The organism is Tropheryma whipplei str. Twist, from assembly GCF_000007485.1.
GTDB lineage: Bacteria > Actinomycetota > Actinomycetes > Actinomycetales > Microbacteriaceae > Tropheryma > Tropheryma whipplei.
The window spans coordinates 595,789-613,778 of record NC_004572.3 but is presented as its reverse complement, the minus strand read 5'-3'; the positions used below and the strand labels follow the sequence as shown (position 1 = coordinate 613,778).

At 45.9% G+C, this 17,990-nt stretch carries 12 protein-coding genes and 1 tRNA gene; 8 read left to right on the top strand and 5 right to left on the bottom strand.

The window, feature by feature from the left end; all coding sequences use genetic code 11:
* Positions 1-20 precede the first annotated feature (20 nt).
* The 7 genes from dnaE (at position 21) to TWT_RS02880 (ending at position 8,705) form a co-directional block, all read left to right on the top strand.
* Positions 21-3,503, top strand: a complete 3,483-nt coding sequence (dnaE, locus tag TWT_RS02910) for a DNA polymerase III subunit alpha (RefSeq protein ID WP_042507956.1) — start codon at positions 21-23, stop codon at positions 3,501-3,503.
* 51 nt (positions 3,504-3,554) lie between these two features.
* A tRNA-Glu gene (locus TWT_RS02905) sits at positions 3,555-3,627 on the top strand.
* Positions 3,628-3,664: 37 nt separating this feature from the next.
* A complete protein-coding gene (locus TWT_RS02900) occupies positions 3,665-4,618 on the top strand; it encodes a TerC/Alx family metal homeostasis membrane protein (protein WP_011102620.1) in 954 nt (317 codons plus the stop codon).
* Positions 4,619-4,662: 44 nt separating this feature from the next.
* A complete protein-coding gene (gene murA / locus TWT_RS02895; protein ID WP_011096211.1) occupies positions 4,663-5,988 on the top strand; it encodes a UDP-N-acetylglucosamine 1-carboxyvinyltransferase in 1,326 nt (441 codons plus the stop codon).
* Positions 5,985-6,710, top strand: coding sequence for a lysophospholipid acyltransferase family protein (locus TWT_RS02890; RefSeq protein WP_011102619.1), 726 nt, complete (start codon positions 5,985-5,987; stop codon positions 6,708-6,710). The genes murA and TWT_RS02890 overlap by 4 nt, the downstream gene beginning before the upstream one ends.
* The gene (locus TWT_RS02885; protein ID WP_230440469.1) at positions 6,664-7,662 is read left to right on the top strand and encodes an NAD(P)H-dependent glycerol-3-phosphate dehydrogenase; all 999 of its coding nucleotides are present in this window, start codon (positions 6,664-6,666) and stop codon (positions 7,660-7,662) included. Before TWT_RS02890 ends, TWT_RS02885 begins: the two co-directional genes overlap by 47 nt.
* Positions 7,662-8,705, top strand: coding sequence for a D-alanine--D-alanine ligase family protein (locus TWT_RS02880; RefSeq protein ID WP_011102617.1), 1,044 nt, complete (start codon positions 7,662-7,664; stop codon positions 8,703-8,705). Before TWT_RS02885 ends, TWT_RS02880 begins: the two co-directional genes overlap by 1 nt.
* A gap of 13 nt (positions 8,706-8,718) precedes the next feature.
* Here TWT_RS02880 and TWT_RS02875 read toward each other — a convergent pair whose 3' ends face one another.
* The 5 genes from TWT_RS02875 to TWT_RS02855 all read right to left on the bottom strand — a co-directional run bounded on the left by TWT_RS02875 (position 8,719) and on the right by TWT_RS02855 (position 16,769).
* Positions 8,719-9,222: a DUF3515 family protein gene (locus tag TWT_RS02875; RefSeq protein ID WP_011102616.1), complete on the bottom strand. Its 504-nt coding sequence runs from the start codon at positions 9,220-9,222 to the stop codon at positions 8,719-8,721.
* Positions 9,210-10,595, bottom strand: coding sequence for a 2-oxoglutarate dehydrogenase, E2 component, dihydrolipoamide succinyltransferase (gene sucB, locus TWT_RS02870; protein WP_011102615.1), 1,386 nt, complete (start codon positions 10,593-10,595; stop codon positions 9,210-9,212). Before sucB ends, TWT_RS02875 begins: the two co-directional genes overlap by 13 nt.
* A 153-nt stretch (positions 10,596-10,748) precedes the next feature.
* Positions 10,749-12,101 carry a dihydrolipoyl dehydrogenase gene (gene lpdA / locus TWT_RS02865; RefSeq protein WP_011102614.1) on the bottom strand — a complete coding sequence of 451 codons (1,353 nt, stop codon included), beginning with the start codon at positions 12,099-12,101 and terminating at the stop codon, positions 10,749-10,751.
* A 6-nt stretch (positions 12,102-12,107) separates the two neighbouring features.
* Positions 12,108-13,661 carry a leucyl aminopeptidase gene (locus tag TWT_RS02860; protein ID WP_237696830.1) on the bottom strand — a complete coding sequence of 518 codons (1,554 nt, stop codon included), beginning with the start codon at positions 13,659-13,661 and terminating at the stop codon, positions 12,108-12,110.
* Between the two features lie 33 nt (positions 13,662-13,694).
* Positions 13,695-16,769, bottom strand: a complete 3,075-nt coding sequence (locus TWT_RS02855) for a glycine--tRNA ligase (RefSeq protein ID WP_011102612.1) — start codon at positions 16,767-16,769, stop codon at positions 13,695-13,697.
* Between the two features lie 57 nt (positions 16,770-16,826).
* Between TWT_RS02855 and TWT_RS02850 the strand changes: the two genes are divergently transcribed.
* Positions 16,827-17,990: an RNA polymerase sigma factor gene (locus TWT_RS02850; RefSeq protein ID WP_011102611.1), complete on the top strand. Its 1,164-nt coding sequence runs from the start codon at positions 16,827-16,829 to the stop codon at positions 17,988-17,990.

The window sequence follows — 17,990 nt, the reverse complement described above, 5'->3', positions numbered from 1 at the left end:
TAAGGTTCTTGAGGGATTATATGAGTTTTGTGCATTTGCATGTGCATACTGACTATTCGATGTTGGACGGTGCCGCCCGGACAGAGGACCTTATGCGGAAGGCAGCAGAAGACAAGATGCCGGCAATTGCAATAACTGATCATGGGAATACTTTCGGGGCATTTGATTTTTGGAAAACTGCAAAGACATATGACATCAATCCGATAATTGGTATGGAAGCCTACTTGACGCCAGGAACGAATAGAAAAGAAAAAGTTCGAAAATTCTTCGCCTCGGGCGGTCCTGATGACGTCTCAGCAGGCGGGGCTTATACGCACCTTACCCTTTTATCACAAAATAACGAGGGAATGCATAATCTTTTCAAGCTTTCTTCTCTTGCAAGCATTGAGGGCTACTATTTTAAACCCCGTATAGATATAGAGTTGCTCAATCAGTATTCAAATGGCCTGATTGCCACAACAGGCTGCCCAAGTGGGGAAATACAGACTCGGTTGCGTCTTGGTCAATATTCTGAAGCTCGTCAGGCTGCGGCACAAATGCGCGATATTTTTGGACCCGAAAACTATTACTGCGAAGTGATGGATCATAACTTAGAGATTGAAAAGGCAGTTATGCCAGATCTATTGCGCTTAGCGGGTGACCTGGGCTTGCCTCTGTTGGCAACAAATGATCTTCATTATGTGAATTCTGAGGATTCGGCAAGTCACGCAGCGCTTTTATGTGTTCAATCAGGGTCGACTATAAATGATCCTAATCGTTTCAAATTTGACTCGGATGAATTCTACTTGAAATCTTCCAGTGAGATGCGGATTCTTTTTGAAGACCTTCCTGAAGCTTGTGACAATACCCTTCTGGTAGCGGAACGATGTCATATCAATTTTGATACACAAAGAAGTTTCATGCCGCGGTTCTCCGTACCGGAGGGTGAAACAGAAAATAGCTGGTTTGCCAGTGAGGTAAAGAGAGGAATTGCCTCAAGATACCCAAATGGTCCCAGTAGACGGGTTATTGAACAGGCTGAATACGAAATTCGTGTTGTTCAAGAAGCTGGCTATGCTGGCTATTTTTTGATAGTTGCGGATTTTATAAATTGGGCCAAACTGAACGGAATTCGCGTTGGCCCAGGTCGCGGAAGCGGAGCAGCCTCAATGGCGGCATATGCGATGCGTATAACAGATCTAGACCCATTGGAGCATGGGCTTATCTTTGAGCGCTTTCTAAATCCCGCAAGGATTTCAATGCCAGATTTTGATATCGATTTTGATGAACGCAGGCGGGGTGAAGTTATAGACTACGTCACAAAAAAGTACGGGTCGGATCATGTTGCACAAATTGTGACTTTTGCAACCATTAAGGCTAAACAGGCCCTCAAGGACTCTGCGCGGGTCTTGAGTTATCCGTATAGCTTCGGCGAGCGGCTCACAAAAGCTATGCCCCCCGCAGTCATGGGCCGTGAAATTCCCCTGCGCGCTATTTTCGATACCACTCATTCACGTCATAGGGAAGCCAGTGAAGTCAGGCAGATGATTGAATCTGATTATGAGATGCAACAAATCTTTAATACAGCAAAAGGATTGGAGAACTTAAAGCGCCAATGGGCCGTGCACGCAGCTGGCGTAATCATGTCTGATGCTCCTATTATCGACATAATTCCAATCATGAAGCGCGAGTCTGACGGTCATATAGTGACGCAATTTGACTACGCTTCGTGCGAATCTCTCGGTCTTGTAAAAATGGACTTTCTGGGCCTTCGTAACCTGACAATTATTGATGATGCACTTGCTAATATTCGGCAAAATAAAAATACCAAGGTAGATCTTGAAAATCTCCCCCTCGATGACCCGGAGGTTTATAAACTTTTGCGCAGAGCCGATACATTAGGTGTTTTTCAGCTTGACTCCGGGCCAATACGGCAACTCTTGGAGCTTATGCAGCCTGATAGTTTTGATGATATATCTGCGGCAATAGCACTTTATAGGCCCGGCCCGATGGGGGCTAGGTCACATACGAATTATGCACTTAGAAAAAACCGGAAGCAAGAGATTGATCATATTCATCCTGAGCTCACAAAGGATCTGTCTGTTTTACTGTCTTCCACATATGGCTTGATTGTATATCAGGAACAGGTTATTGGGATTGCGCAAAAACTCGCGGGATTTACCCTCGAAGAAGCTGATGTTCTTCGCTGGGCAATGGGTAAAAAGAAAAAGGATGAGCTCGATCGGCAGTACAATAAGTTTGCTAACGGCATGCGAAAGGCTGGTTACAGCGACGGTGCTACGGAAGCACTGTGGAATGTTCTGTTGCCTTTCTCCGATTACGCATTCAATAAAGCACACGCAACGGCATATGGACTCATATCGTACTGGACAGCTTACCTAAAAGCACATTACCCAACAGAATATATGGCTGCCCTTCTTACAAGCGTTGAAACCTCTAGGGATAAACTCGGTCTTTATCTACAGGAGTGTCGACATATGTGCATAAAGGTTCTGTTACCAGATATAAATGTTTCAAGGAGCGGTTTTACACCATCGGGGGAAAATATTTTGTTCGGCCTGGGGGCGATTAAAAATGTCGGAGCCAATCTTATTGACGATATCCTTGAGGTCCGCGAGGATGGACCATTTGTGAGCTTGATAGATTTCGTTCAGCGTATGCCACACTCGGTTTTGAATCGTAGAAGTGTTATGTCTCTAATACAAGCCGGGGCATTTGATTCAATTCATCCAAATCGTAGATCTTTGATGGATATACACAGGTCAGTCTTGGAAAACTGTCAGGCAAATGCCCGCCGTAGCGATGTGTCATTGCTTGATGGCCTGCTTGATGAATATGAGGGATTTTCACCACCCGATATACCTGATTGGGACAATCGTGAACGATTGAAATATGAGCGTGAAATGCTTGGAATGTATGTTTCTTCACACCCTCTAGATGGCCTTGAGGATTCACTCCTAAAATTCAGGGACTGCTCTATTGCCGAGTGTATTAGCCGTAAGCCTCAAGATGTTATAAGGGTTGCAGGTCTTATTACCAGCGTAGAGCACAAAGTTGCACGCCGCACTGGTATGCGGTATGCCCATGCGATTCTGGAAGATACCAGTGGTGAGATTCAGATCATGCTATCCGGTCAGAACTACAACAATTTTTCAGAACAACTTGTTACAGATTCAATTGTTTCCGTTACCGGCCGCATCAGTTTTCGTGATGATGCCACGACCTTATACTGTGATTCCATCAAAGATGTATTGCCAGTCAAGAAAGAAGCGCGGTTACGCCTGAAATGTTCTGAAGGGTTTCTCACGCAGAACGTGTTTATTGCCCTTGACGATGTTCTGCGGAAATATCCCGGAGATACTCCTGTTACGATGGAGGTTATTATCACCGATAACTCAGTTGTGAAGAGCAAAACCTTTGAGCTCAGTCGCTGTGTTGAAATTAGTAATGATCTCATTGCCGAAGTGAAAGGTATACTTGGGATAGAGGGGATTTCCGGTTAATTTGCTTTCTTTTCTTTGCCGTTTTGTGCACTTTGTTGCACCCCCACATCCGGCCCCATCGTCTAGAGGTCTAGGACGTCGCCCTCTCACGGCGGTAGCGCGGGTTCGAATCCCGCTGGGGTCACACTTGTTTTTCTACTTCCTTCGGCCTATTCAAAAACATGTTTGAATCCATATCTTTGTCGATCTTTGCTGTGATTTTGGTGCTTGACATGCTGGTGACTGTACGTCGACCTGCCGTGCCGAGTTTCAAAGAAGCTCTGTTTTGGTGCTTTGGCTATGTGGCCCTCGCATTGGCGTTTTTTTGCATCCTTTTGCATTTCCGTGGACTTGATGATGCGAGTATGCTTCTGACCGGGTGGCTTATAGAATATAGTCTGTCAATCGATAATATTTTTGTCTTTATTACGATAATTGTTTTCCGTTTTGCGGTTCCTGAAATCTTCCAGAGATATGTTTTGTCAATTGGAATTCTTATTGCAATTTTTCTCCGAGCGATTTTTATTTTCTTTGGATCGGTCGTTATAGAGGCCTTTTCTTGGACATTTTTTATATTCGGCGCACTCCTCATATACACAGCTCTAAAACAATTTTCTGCAAAGGGACACACATCTGGATTGCTTGACAAGGTAATGATCAGGATGAATGTAAGTAAGAACTACGATTCGATGAGACTTAGAACCGGACCTCGCGGCAGCAGACGGTGGACCCCGATGGTTGCCGTTTTTATAGCGATAGGGGTTGCCGATACGATGTTTGCCCTTGATTCTATACCGGCTATTTTTGGGATAACAACTGACCCCTTCCTTGTTCTTGCGGCAAACTTTTTTTCTTTGACGGGCTTGCGGCAGCTATACTTTGTTCTATCTGAATGCGTGCACAGACTGGAGTATATGAAGTTCGGGGTCGCGGCGCTCTTGGCTTTTATAGGTATTAAGCTCGTGCTTGATGCCGGGCACTCTCACGGAATACCTTTTATTCCTGGGTCAAGTGTTTTGTTTCCTGTTATTAACATTTGGGTGAGTTTGTCGGTCATACTTCTCATCATCGCTCTGTCTGTTGCGCTTAGTCTTATAAAAACGAAAAAACCTAAGAAACTCAATAGCGTTCCCTAGCGTCTATTGACCTCTAGGGAACACGATGTGTTAGTTGAGATGACATGAAGCTTGATAGCACCCCTGACAGGTTTGTTATAACGGGCGGCTCGCCGTTACGTGGTGAAATTGCTGTTAAGGGTGCTAAAAACCTTGTAACGAAGGCAATGGTCGCCTCAATGCTCGGCAATTCACAGAGCGTCTTGACAAATGTGCCCAATATATCGGATGTCCTTATTGTCCGGAGACTTATGGAGGCTTATAACGTAAGTGTACGTGCCACGCAGAACGACACACTCGTTATTGATCCGATTCTTCTTGGACAGTGCTCTCGGGGTGATATTGATGTTTATGCCGGATCCAGCAGAGTTCCAATCTTGTTTTGCGGTCCGCTACTTCATAAAACAGGACAGGCATTTATTACTGGCTTGGGCGGTTGCAGGATTGGGGAACGACCAATTGATTTTCATTTACAAGCCCTGAGGAAGTTTGGCGCAAGTCATGAAAAACTTCCAGGTGGAATACTTCTTTCAACAAAAAAAAGATTGAAAGGTGCGAGTGTACACTTTCCGTATCCAAGTGTTGGTGCCACGGAACAGGTACTGCTGACGGCTGTTTTAGCAGATGGTGTTACAGAGCTTAGAGGTGCCGCAATTGAGCCGGAAATAATGGATCTGATCGCGATATTGCAGAAAATGGGTGCGATCATTACCTGCGCACGAGACAGGGTAATTTTTATAGAGGGTGTCGACAGTTTATCAGGCTATACACACCACGCTATCAGTGACCGCAATGAAGCCGCCAGTTGGGCCTGTGCTGCACTTGCAACGCGAGGTGATATCTTCGTGCGGAACGCCGAACAGGCACATCTTCTCGCATTTCTTAGTGTATACAGGAAGGTTGGTGGAGTGTTTGAGATCAAAGATGATGGAATAAGGTTTTTTCATCCCGGTGGTAACCTGAATCCCGTTGTTGTTGAAACAGATGTTCATCCGGGCTTCTCAACAGACTGGCAGCAGCCCCTCGTTGTTGCCCTGACACAGGCGAGCGGCAGATCCGTCGTGCACGAGACTGTCTATGAATCTCGCTTTGGATTCACTGAAGCTCTCAACAGAATGGGTGCAGATATTTCTGTGCACGAGAATGGTTTTCAGGGAACACTTCGCAGGGTGCCACACAGAGCCATAGAGCAAGCTGCTGTGATAAATGGCCCAACTCCATTGACCGGGCAAGACATAGATGTTCCAGATCTGAGAGGTGGATTCAGTCATTTTATTGCTGCATTTGCTGCAGAAGGAAAGAGTATCATAACCAATGCGGGTATTATAAGTCGAGGGTATGAGAACTTTGTCCATAAGCTTGAAAGATTGAAAGTTGATTTTGAGGCATGAAGGAAACGCGTTTGCCTTCGCGCTTTTGGGTTTTTACGTTTCTTATCAATCCCCTTGTGCGGCTCTTGTTTCGTTACACACTGCGGGGTAATGTTCCGCTAAGGGGTCCTGTTATCATCGTTGCAAATCACAATAGTGAACTAGATCCGATTTTATTTGCGATAGCTATTTGGCGCATGGGTCGAAAGCCATATTTTATGGCGAAGCGTCAGTTATTTTCCGTGCCTGCCTTAGGTGCATGCCTGAGGTTCTTGCGGCAGATTCCTGTTACCCGACCCTCTGATACGCCATGTGGTGATATGACAGAAAATACACACGCGCCTTCACTCTTGACAGCTATCAGGCGCCTTCGTGCCGGGGGAGTTATTGTGCTTTATCCCGAAGGGTCTGTTACACGGCATCCCGAGCTGTGGCTTGACAGTTTCAATCCGGGATTTGTTCATTTGGCAAGCCTAACAGGCACACCCATTATTTGTGCGGCCCAGTGGGGTGCACAGAAAACTCTTCCTTATGGAAAAAAGTTACCAAAATTTGGGCTGCGCAATGCGTACAGTGTTGTATTTTGTGCCCCGGTGCATATTCCGAGAAAAAAGCTGTCAGATGAGGAGATTAAGCGCTTCAGTAACCTGATGAAGGAAAAAATTAATACAGCCCTTGCAGCTATCAGGTTATCCGATGAGACAGGCTTCATGCGACATGAAAGAGGGTGGGTTGCGCAATAAAGTCGCTGTTATAGGTTCTGGATCATGGGGGACCGCCATTGCCAATCTGCTTTGTAAGGCGGGGAATGAAACTATTCTATGGGGCAGGGATGAAAATGTTATTGATGAGATAAATAACGCCAGAGTCAATTCGAAATATCTTCCAGGAGTAGAATTATTCCTACGGGCAACTTGTGATCTTGATTATGCCGTTGCCGACGCCTCCCATGTATACATAGCATTACCGAGCTTTGCGCTATCAAAAGTATTACCCAAATTATCCCTGGATAAGTTTTCCATTGTAATAAGTCTTATAAAGTGTCTTGAGCCTGACACGGGCAGACGGATGAGTGAGGTTATTTCGGAGGCTTTGGACCTCGGTCACAATCGCCTTGCCGTCATAAGCGGCCCTAATCTCGCACTTGAAGTGGCCAATGACGAACCCAGTGTGTCGGTTGTTGCGTCTGCGAATATTGCAACAGCGAATATTGTGGCTGGCACTCTGAAGTGTCCTGGGTTTTATTGCATTCCAAGTTCCGACATCAAAGGTGTTGAAATATGTGCTGCCTCAAAAAATCTGGTTGCACTAATATCTGGAATAGCCAGAGGTATGGATCTTGGGGATAATACACGGGCTGCGCTAATAACGCTCGGATTCAGAGAGCTCTTGCGTCTTGTGCTTGAAAATGGTGGTACTGAGGAAACTGTTTTTGGCGTAGCGGGCCTGGGTGATGTGGTGGCAACGTGCAATTCTCATTTGTCAAGAAATAACAAAGCAGGAGTTTTGCTTGCAAAGGGTGCCCCCCTTGATGAGGTAAAACAAACCGCAGAGGGGGTTGTTGCCATTTCGGGCGTTCTCGCCCTCGCGGAACGCAGTGGTGTATACATGCCAATTGCGCAAGCGTTAAGTCAGGTTATTAGCGGTAAACGAACGGCACATTCGCTTCTGGATATTTGTTTTAGCCTGGCGTAATGCGCAGGTTGCTCTTATTATTTGGTGGTCGCTCACAAGAGCATTCGGTTAGTTATGCATCGGCCAGGGCGTTGCTTGAACATATATGCGATGAATGGACTGTAATTCCTGTTGGCATAACAAAACACGGCGATTTTGTATACTGCAGCACTGTGTCAGAGCAGGATTATGGCGAAGTCATTGATAATGGTAATAGAGTTGTTTGGCCCAGCCGCGCGGGGTGCAAAAAAATTGAGGTAGTCCAGGCTCGCGGCAAAAGCTTTTTTGTTGAGTTCGATCTCGTATTTCCTCTCCTTCATGGGGTGTTTGGTGAAGACGGAACAATCCAGGGGATGCTTGACCTGCTTGATATTCCTTATGTTGGTTCCGGAGTATTTGCAAGTGCAGCTGCGATGGATAAGCACTATACAAAAATACTGTGTTCCCACGCGGGCATTCCGGTTCTGCCGTGGTATCTCATTAAGGGGCATGCTTGGCATAAGAACAGAGATTCTTTTTTGAAGCAAATTTCTGACAGATTTACCTTTCCTCTGTTTGTGAAGCCTGTTGATGCTGGCTCGAGTTTTGGTTGCACTTTTGTTGATTTTTTCGAGCAATTGCCAGTGGCTATAGAACATGCTCTTCAACACGGAAAATCTGCTATTGTTGAGCCTGCCCTTGATGCTCCAGAAGTTTTTTGCTCACTCATTGAAAATAATGGGGTATTGCAGTGCTCTGAACTCGTTTTTGTAAAACATAGTGGCAGTAAGTTTTATGATTATTCCGCCAAATACCTGAACCCGGTTGAGTTTGTGATTCCAGCTCAGTTTGACAATACCGACGGATATGCCGAGATTGCTTCAAAAGTTTTTTTCGAGCTTGGCTGTCGCCACTACGCTCGGATTGATTTTTTTGTTACAGAATCGGGTCTTGTTCTAAATGAGATTAACACATCACCCGGCCTCACTCAGAAATCGATTTTTCCATCAAGCTTTAAGTCGATGCAATACAGTCAAGTTATAGAGACTATTCTTGCCTCAGCCTACTGCCAGGTCAAACGCTAAACTGAGACTTGCATCAACTGCATGAAGCCACTTTTGGCAGGTAATTTACCGCCAACCCAAGTGTTGCCAGTGCTGTTGCTGGTGATATTTTAAAATTGTCCAAAAACACCTCAGCTGCCGGCGATCGCCCGTAGGTAACGGCTCTTACATTGAACTTTACCCCATGAATATTTGTATTAAATTTGTCATTTATTACCCAGTCAACATTGTTTACACTGACACACAATTCAGTTGTCGGCTTTTGCACAGGAAGTCCGCAACGCAACACGGCTCCCAATGGTTCTCCCCATGCAGCTGTTGCCTGGGCAGTTGTTTTTCTGCTTACCAGATTTCCCAGTACTTGCGGAAGTCTTACTGTAACAGCTGCACAATTCGGGTTATTCGCACTTTGTGCGGGTTCAAGCACAATAGCCGTGCTGCAGCCAAAAAGCGCAGAGCTAACAATAAAGGCACACACGGTTTTGCAGGAAACTCCCATCGTAGCAACCTTAAATCCATTGCACGCTAAACTGTACAATTTCCCGTTTCAAGCAGGGATTTTATGTATCCTAAAAACCTAGCAGCATCCGCGCCATCAATAACCCTATGGTCGTACGATAGGGCAAAAAACGCCACGGATCTTATCGAGATACACTCGTTTCCTTGCGCGTCTAACACAATTACCGGACGCCTTGCAATAGCACCAATTCCCAAAATCGCGAGTTGCGGAAGAAATACAACCGGCGTATCAAATAGAGCACCTCGGGAACCGGTATTCGTGACTGTAAATGTTCCACCGGTAAGTTCATCTGGAGATAGTTTGTTGTTACGTGCCCTTCGCGCCAGATCAAAAACACTTTTTGCAAATTGCGCCACCGTCATATCTCCAGCGTTTTTTATTACGGGTGTCAGCAACCCTCTTTCGGTGTCAACAGCAAGTGAAATATTTTCATAATCCGGAAAAACTATTTGATCATCCACAATATGGGAATTAATAACTGGATATTTTCTAAGTGCTTGAACTGTGGCGTTGATTATAAACGGTAGGACGGTTAGATTCACACCCTCCGCTTCTTTGAATTTTTCTTTTATGCTATTGCGATAGTCAACTATCCTTGTTAGATCTACCTCAATTACAGTGCTAAGCTGTGCGGTGTTCTGCATTGAATGAACAGCCCTCTCAGCTATTATGTTGCGCAGGCGAGACATCTTAATCCGCGTCCCACGGAGTTCTGATACTTCGCTGTCAAAGCTTGCGGCACTTTTGTCATGTTCTGGACTTGATGGGATGTTTTGAGCACATTCGGTTGAGGTATTTGTTGTGCGGTTACTCGCCAACAATACATCCTCCCTTAGGATTCTGTTGCCCACTCCGCTCCCGACTATGTTAGTTAGATCAATATTCAGTTTTCTTGCAAGCTGTCTAACAATCGGTGTTGCGTACGGTATTTCTGCATTATGCGCAGTAGGCAAATTGCCTTGCTTGTCGCCTTCATCTCCAATATGATCTGCTTTTGCTGATAGATCCGGTTTGCTCTCTGCGGTATGCAGTGTGACTGGCCATCCAGTATCTTCGATTGGACGAGTATTGCCTAACAGGTTACCGGTGGAATCCCCTGTTATTACATCTGATTGTTTTACCCCGTGGTCAAAATTGCTTTTCGTCTCATCTTTATCGACTGCTATCCTAGCGAGAATCTGCCCAGGTTTTGCCGTTTCATCGCGCTGAACAAGTATTTCTTCCAATATCCCAGTTAAAGTGGACGGAAGCTCGGTATCAACTTTATCCGTTGAGACTTCAACCAGTGGTTCATCAACTTCAACCCGATCCCCAGCTTCTTTGAGCCAGCGAGTTATGACGCACTCACTTACGCTTTCACCCAATGCGGGCAGGATAAAGTCCTCACTCATTCAAAGTCTCCAGGATCATAACCATATGTAACACACATCCCGCACAAGCGCCGCATTTCCAAAGATTTTTGTAGGCCGTATTTTGCCTTAAAGTCACGCGGTCTGCATTTACGCAACCACGCGATAAATGATATTTCTTGTAATGCCCAGGTACTAAATACCATGTAGGGGTTTCCCTGCGAGTGCAAGCATCGCTTCGCCGATAGCTTCTGCCTGGGTTGGATGTGGATGAATAAGCGATGCAACATCTGATGGGTTGGCTTCCCAATTTACAATCAATTGAGCCTCGGATACAAGCTCACTAACCCCATCGCCGACCATATGAACCCCAAGGACGTCCTTGTTTTTGTGCTGGACCACCTTAATGCTTCCCGCAGCCCCCATAATGGAACTTTTTGCATTGCCAGCGAGATTGTATTCATAGGTAACTATTTCATTCACGCCATATATCTCTGCTGCCCCAGCTTCTGTATATCCGACAGATGCGACTTCTGGGCTTGTGTAAATCACCCTCGGGATATTAATGTCTGCCACAGCGGATGGGTCAAGACCAGCAATTTGTTCAGCCAAATATATGCCCTGCTGATACCCCCTGTGCGCAAGCTGTAGACCACCTACAACATCTCCCGCAGCGAATACATTAGGCACACTTGTCCTCAGTTTTTCATCAACAGAGATGGCACCTCCATCAATTTCTATTCCAACTTTGCCTATTGCATCTGTTGCGGGTGCCCTGCCAATTGCCACCAGAAGCAGGTCAGCATTTACTTTTTCGTTTGAATCAAGGGATACCACCACACCATCTGTCTGTGACACATCCATTATTTTGTGCCCCAGATAAAGCTTTATACCTCTTCGCCTGAAAACCCGTTCGAGCTGTTTGCTAACACCTCGCTCCTCGGAAGGAATAAGAGTTTCTTGAGCCTCGAGTATGCTCACATCAACACCGAGATAATTAAAGATACTTGCAAACTCGACGCCTATTACACCCCCGCCAATAATGGCAAGACTCGACGGGAGATGATCTATCTCGAGAATAGAATCGCTGTCAAAGATGCACCCCCCGCTTAATCCCGGTATGCCTTTCGGTCTAGAACCTGTTGCGATCACTATGTTTTTCCCTGTAATATCTTCTGTGCCGATCCGAACAGAGTTTTGTGAACTAAGCGTTGCAAAATTCGGGTAGACATGGATACCGTAGGATCTCAAAAGTGACTGTAGCCCACGGTACTTACTTTCAACAATGCCATTCTTGAAGACATTTACAGCATTTATATCAACACCAGAAAAACTATTTATAACCCCAAATTTTGACGCATTTTTGGCAATATGGGCAGCTTTTGCACATTGTACAAGCGATTTTGTTGGGATACATCCCCTATGCAGGCATGTCCCGCCAACTTTATCCCCCTCAGCAAGTGCAACCTTCATACCTAATTGCGTTGCGCGTATAGCAGTCGCGTAACCGGCACTTCCCGCACCAAGAACTATCAGATCGTAGTCCATAATGCTCTAGAACAGCTTTCGCTCTGGAGCAGAAGACAGGCATCGGCAAAATTCAACAAGGGACCTTACAGCCACGCCAGTCGGGCCGCAAGAATTAAATCCGGTGTCGTAAGATGCATTTGCTGGACCTGCAACATCCAGATGGGCCCATGGGATAGCCTCGCCCGAGTCATTTGTTGTCTCAAATTCTTTGAGAAAGACAGCACCAAACTGCATCCCAGGTACTTTATTTGAAGTTGGCACATTGACAATATCTGCGATATCAGACTTTAACGCCTTTTGTAAGGCATCATCATCTATTGGGACAGCAAGAAACTTCTCCCCAACACTTTTCGCCGCAACCTCAAGCGAACAAAGCAGGTCGGGATTATTACCCATAAGCCCCGAACAACTTTCTCCTAGGGCAACTTTTGCTGCGCCCGTTAATGTCGCAATATCAATAATTACATCTGGCCTTTCGTCACCAGCAAGGGCAAGCCCATCGGCTAAAACTAACCTGCCCTCTGCATCAGTATTCGTTACCTCGACCGTTTTTCCGCTGTACGTTCGAAGTATATCCCCAGGGCGGATAGCACTTCCTGACAGCATATTTTCCGCAAGACATAACCACCCCGTCACCCTCACAGACAAACGCAGAAGAGCGACAATTCTGAGCACGGCAAATACATTAGCGGCCCCGGTCATGTCGTATTTCATGCCGAGCATTGCAGATGCCGGTTTTAGCGACAAACCACCAGTGTCGAAAGTGATTCCTTTACCCACCAAACTCAAGTGCTTCTTGTATTGCCCGGGAGTGTACGAGATCTTCACAAGCCGCGGCGGGAAATTAGACCCGCGCCCAACACCAAGAATTCCACCGCAAGACTTTTCCTGAAGGCGCTTTTCATCCCAAGATTCAACAGAAATGTGGTCAATACCCTCCAGGTCCTTCGCAACAAAACTGGCAAACTGCGCAGGATACAGGTCATCCCCGGTTGTGTTCACAAGGTCCTTCGCAAGGCCAACTGATCCTGCAATAACCTTAGCGCGGGCAATTATCTGCCTGCACTCACTATCCGTTATGCCGTTTATGTTATGAGAGACACGTATTACTTCGGGACACTCGCTCTTCTTGCTGCGATATTTATCAAATCTGTATGCTCCAAGAAATGCACCTTCTACGATGGCACTAAGCTTATCCTTCTGCGTCACAGAGAAGTCGATCTGAATACATCTGGCACCAATTTGCCTTACCGCAGATCCAGCTGCGAACATTAATTCTGTCGCAGAAAATGCCTTGCCAACCCCTATAAAAGCCAGAACAACATGTTTACTACCGTCAAGGGGAATGCGAGTGAGCTCATCCTTGGATCCTGTTACACCAAGCTTTTGAAGGATATCCTCGTACGCTCTAAATTTAGAGTCTTCGGGCAGCCTTGGCACTGCGCCAGAAGCTACAGGAACCACGATGACATCTGCCACAAGTGAATCGTCACTTGTAATCTCTACGGTCACAGTATTCGTGTAATCACTCATGTTAAACAGACTGCGCGCGCCCACGCGCGAGTAGATCCCTTCCAAATAAACATATCTCAAATGTTACAACAAAGCAGGTTATATGTAGTCCCAAGCAGCATATTTCCATGAATAGCTTCGTATAGCACACAATAGTCCCAGTCTCGCCGTGCGGATTTCTTCTTCTGGAGTCATAACAAGCGTATTATCGAAAAAATTATTCACAGCTTCCGGTAAATTTTTTGCTGCACGGTAGAATCCTTCCAAATCAGTGCGATTCGTTTGCCTGATCGCTTCAAATGTGTTTATTAGGTTTTGCTCGTGCACAGATTTGAGGGGTGCATCATTCCTCTCAAAATAGAAGTTTTTACAGATCCTGTCAATCCGTTTCAAACACTGCACTATCTCCAGAAATTGACTTTTCTGTCTAATCTGACAGAGTTGCGAAAATGTCTTATCTGCTTCGGAAAGTACTGTCTTTTGGGCAGCATATACGATATTTTGAAGGGAAGCTGTGTCCATGGATAAAGTCCTTGATTGACTGTCTGAAATGCGATGTCGCCACCTTCCCAGGATCAGGTCAACAATAGAGTCCTCTACACCATCCAGAATCACATTGCTTATGCCGCGGTGCTCCATAATGTAACCCTGCATAATGTCAACAACTTTCCCAACAGCAACCCGAATATCAATTGGATTAAGATCATACTTCTGCGGCAAAACACGCAGAATGTCAACAAGTCCACTTGCGGTACGCCTTACCCCAAACAGATCCGAACTGCCTGTTGAGGTTATCCCCAGAGCGGTCATCGCAACTAATTGATCCAAGCGATCTGCGATTGACAATATCGCACCGGCTTGTGTTACGGGCAGTGATTTTCCCGCACTTCTGGGTGCCTCCATGTCTTCCAGCGCTTGTGCGACTTCAGGCGGCTTTCCAGCCCGCTGTGCATATATTTTTGCCATAAAACCCGAAAGTTCTGGCATTTCGGTTACCATTTGTGAGGCAAGGTCGAATTTTGCTATTGCCGCTGATTGTCTTGCTGTATTCGAAAGATTTTTATCAGCCTTCATAAGTGCAAGCAGCTCGTCTGTAATCCTTTGTATGCGCTGTGATTTTTGCAAATAGCTTCCCAGTTTTTCCTCATACACAAGGCCGTCAAGCATTTTGTACAAATTTTCGGGTGACAGTTTAGAATCTGCCTCCTGAAAAAAGAGGGCATCTTCAAAGCGAGTTCTTATTACAGCCTCATTCCCGGATCGCACAGTTTCTTTATCGCACAGGCCATTTGCGAAGGTTATGAAGTGCTGACTTATGGTTTTTTGATCACATTTTTCACGCTGTATACGTTTGCAAGTTGCACATTTTTCAGATAGCGTTATGTACTTTTGCTTTTTCATAATTGCATTCAAGACAACTTCCGGCAGCTCCAAATACTTTTTTTCAAATCTGCATATCACCAAACTTGGCGCCTCAACTAAATCCGTTATTTCTTCAATTGGCTGAGTTGAAAAGTCGATTTCACAAGAAACACTTTTAGCAGCGAGATTAGCGGATTCAAAGATTATTTCTCGTCTTTTGCTTCTGGAGAGGATTACACCGTTTCGTGTAAGAAATTCTTCGTAATTGTCGGCGGCCTTTACCGGCACGATAGGGGTTTTACTATTGCGCAAAACACGCGTATGCATCCCGGATTCCAACAAAGATACCCTTATATTAAGCTGTCTTTGTCCATACAATGCAACAAGCCATCTTATTGGCCTGGAGAATACCAATTTTGGGTCATTCCAGCGCATATTCCGCGAACTCCGGATTTCTAGAACGATTTCGGCAAATATCTGCTCAAGGAGTTTGGCTGCGGACTGTCCTGGAATGTTTTTTGTTATGAAGACATGCCTTCTGTTTTTGTGGACAGCAATTTCTATTTCGTCAAGACTCTTACCATTTGCTTTTAAAAACCCGGTTAGTGCATCTGTTGGTTTTTTATCATCATCAAATGCCGCTTCTACCTTTGGTCCTCTTATTCGCACACTCGAGTCACTTTGCCTGGGGTGCATTTTATAGATTCGTATAACAATTCTTCTTGGCGTTGCATCCACGCTATATTTCTCAAACTTAAGTTGCGACCTTCCCAGTTTTTCTCTAAGCGTGTTTTCAACAGTAGTGATGATTTCTTGTGTGCTGGGCATTTCTTCTGTTCCGATTTCAAACAGGACAGTTTCCGGGCCCTTTGTTACAGGGTCTTTCATGTCTGGCGGTTTTTCTATCGCTATATCGATGCCTTTTGTGTGTACTGTATCGTCACTCACCTCACCATTTGATCTACTTTCGACCCACGTAGCAGAAATCTCTTTGGTTAGTGTACGCATCAGTGAGAACGCTTTCGCGCGTTCAGCGGTGCTAATTGCACCCCTTGCATCAAGAATATTGAAAACGTGGCTGCACTTCAGTACAAATGTGTATGCGGGAAGAGGAAGGCCAGCGCGTAAAAGCATCTTAGCCTCATCGGAATATATCTCGAAGAGCTGTTTATTTCTCTCGATATTTGCTTTCTCGAGGTAATAAGCTGACATCTCGCGTTCGTTCTGCGCAAACAATTCACCATAGCTTATATTCTTCGAATACTCTATGTCTTTGAAGTGACTAACCTTCTGAAGGGCCATCATTATTCTTTCAATTCCATAGGTTATTTCAACCGCACTTGTCTTTAGCGGCACCCCACCAACCTGCTGAAAATATGTGAATTGGGTTATTTCAAGTCCATCAAGCCATATCTCCCACCCAAGGCCCCAAGCGCCCAATGCAGGACTTTCCCAGTTATCCTCAACAAAACGTATATCGTGTTTTTTAAGGTCAATTCCGATGGCTTCCAGACTTTCTAAGTACATCTCTTGCGGATTGCCAGGTTCGGGTTTTAGGAGAACCTGGAATTGCGTGTGGCACTGCAGTCTGCTCGGGTTTATACCATAGCGCGAGTCGTCAGGTCTAACACATGGCTCAACATACGCAACACCCCAGGTCTTGTCACCCAGCACTCCCAGCAGAGTTGCCGGGTTCGCGGTCCCCGCACCAACTTCAGTATTCATCGGCTGAAATACGAGACACCCTCTGTGAGCCCAATATGTCTGAAGAATGAGAATCGTGTCTTGCATTCTGGGTGTGTGTTTCTGCACTACAGTAGTCTATATTCTCTCCGGAGGGGAGTCGCATGTTATAATTCCCCCTAGGTTATGCCGGTAAAGATAAAAACCCAGTCGCGCGGGTCTGATAAAGAGGCTTTTGCCGGGGCTCCCTCTACTTCGGGTGCTTCCGGGGCCGTTCTTGACGAGGATCTTTCAACTGATCCTGCTTCGCATATCTCTGCACAAGCCACTGCATCCGATACCGACGTTGCATCTAAAGGATCGGAAGGGGATTTCGAGGCGATCGTCCTTGCGGATACAAAGGATGATGAGTCAACCCCGGCTTCGCCCGTAATTTCTGGCGCCACTGCTGACCCTGTAAAAGATTATTTAAAGCAAATCGGTAAGGTATCACTCCTAACGGCCGACGAGGAGGTTAGCCTTGCGAAGCGGATCGAGGCGGGCCTGTTTGCCGAGGAAAAACTCTCAGAGTCAGGTGATCTCGCGCCGAAGCTCAAGCGTGAGCTGAGGTGGGTTGTGCGCGACGGTCAGCGTGCGAAAGACCACCTTTTAGCCGCTAATTTGCGATTAGTTGTTTCTCTGGCCAAGCGGTATACAGGCCGAGGAATGCAGTTTCTTGACTTAATTCAAGAAGGTAATTTGGGTCTCATTAGGGCTGTTGAGAAGTTTGACTATGTAAAGGGATTTAAGTTCTCAACTTATGCGACATGGTGGATTCGTCAGGCTATCACTCGGGCCATGGCCGATCAGGCACGGACAATCCGTATTCCCGTTCATATGGTCGAGGTTATAAACAAGCTTTCCAGAGTGCAAAGGCAACTTCTACAGGATCTTGGACGTGAACCGACCCCGGATGAACTGGGTCGTGAGCTTGACATGCCACCGGAGAGGGTCGTTGAGGTTCAGAAATACGGCCGTGAACCGATTTCTCTTCACACCCCTCTCGGCGATGAGGGTGACAGTGAGTTTGGCGATTTGATAGAGGATGTTGACGCTGTTGCGCCTGACGATGCCGTTGGGTTTAGTATGCTTCAGCAGCAACTTCGTCTTCTTCTTGATTCTCTTTCGGAGCGTGAAGCCGGCGTTATTCGTATGCGCTTTGGACTTGATGATGACATGCCCAAGACATTGGACTACGTCGGTGAGTATTTTGATGTAACTCGGGAGCGCATTAGGCAGATTGAGGCAAAGACGATGGCGAAGTTACGGCACCCATCGCGCTCTCAATGTTTGAGGGATTATTTGGGGTAA

What these genes read in the sequence shown, in the direction of transcription:
- TWT_RS02880 (WP_011102617.1), top strand. Translation starts at nt 7,662, where the DNA reads ATGCGCAGGTTGCTCTTATTATTTGGTGGTCGCTCACAAGAGCATTCG.
- TWT_RS02885 (WP_230440469.1), top strand. Translation starts at nt 6,664, where the DNA reads ATGAGACAGGCTTCATGCGACATGAAAGAGGGTGGGTTGCGCAATAAA.
- lpdA (WP_011102614.1), bottom strand. Translation starts at nt 12,101, where the DNA reads ATGGACTACGATCTGATAGTTCTTGGTGCGGGAAGTGCCGGTTACGCG.
- murA (WP_011096211.1), top strand. Translation starts at nt 4,663, where the DNA reads ATGAAGCTTGATAGCACCCCTGACAGGTTTGTTATAACGGGCGGCTCG.
- dnaE (WP_042507956.1), top strand. Translation starts at nt 21, where the DNA reads ATGAGTTTTGTGCATTTGCATGTGCATACTGACTATTCGATGTTGGAC.
- TWT_RS02890 (WP_011102619.1), top strand. Translation starts at nt 5,985, where the DNA reads ATGAAGGAAACGCGTTTGCCTTCGCGCTTTTGGGTTTTTACGTTTCTT.
- TWT_RS02850 (WP_011102611.1), top strand. Translation starts at nt 16,827, where the DNA reads ATGCCGGTAAAGATAAAAACCCAGTCGCGCGGGTCTGATAAAGAGGCT.
- sucB (WP_011102615.1), bottom strand. Translation starts at nt 10,595, where the DNA reads ATGAGTGAGGACTTTATCCTGCCCGCATTGGGTGAAAGCGTAAGTGAG.
- TWT_RS02900 (WP_011102620.1), top strand. Translation starts at nt 3,665, where the DNA reads ATGTTTGAATCCATATCTTTGTCGATCTTTGCTGTGATTTTGGTGCTT.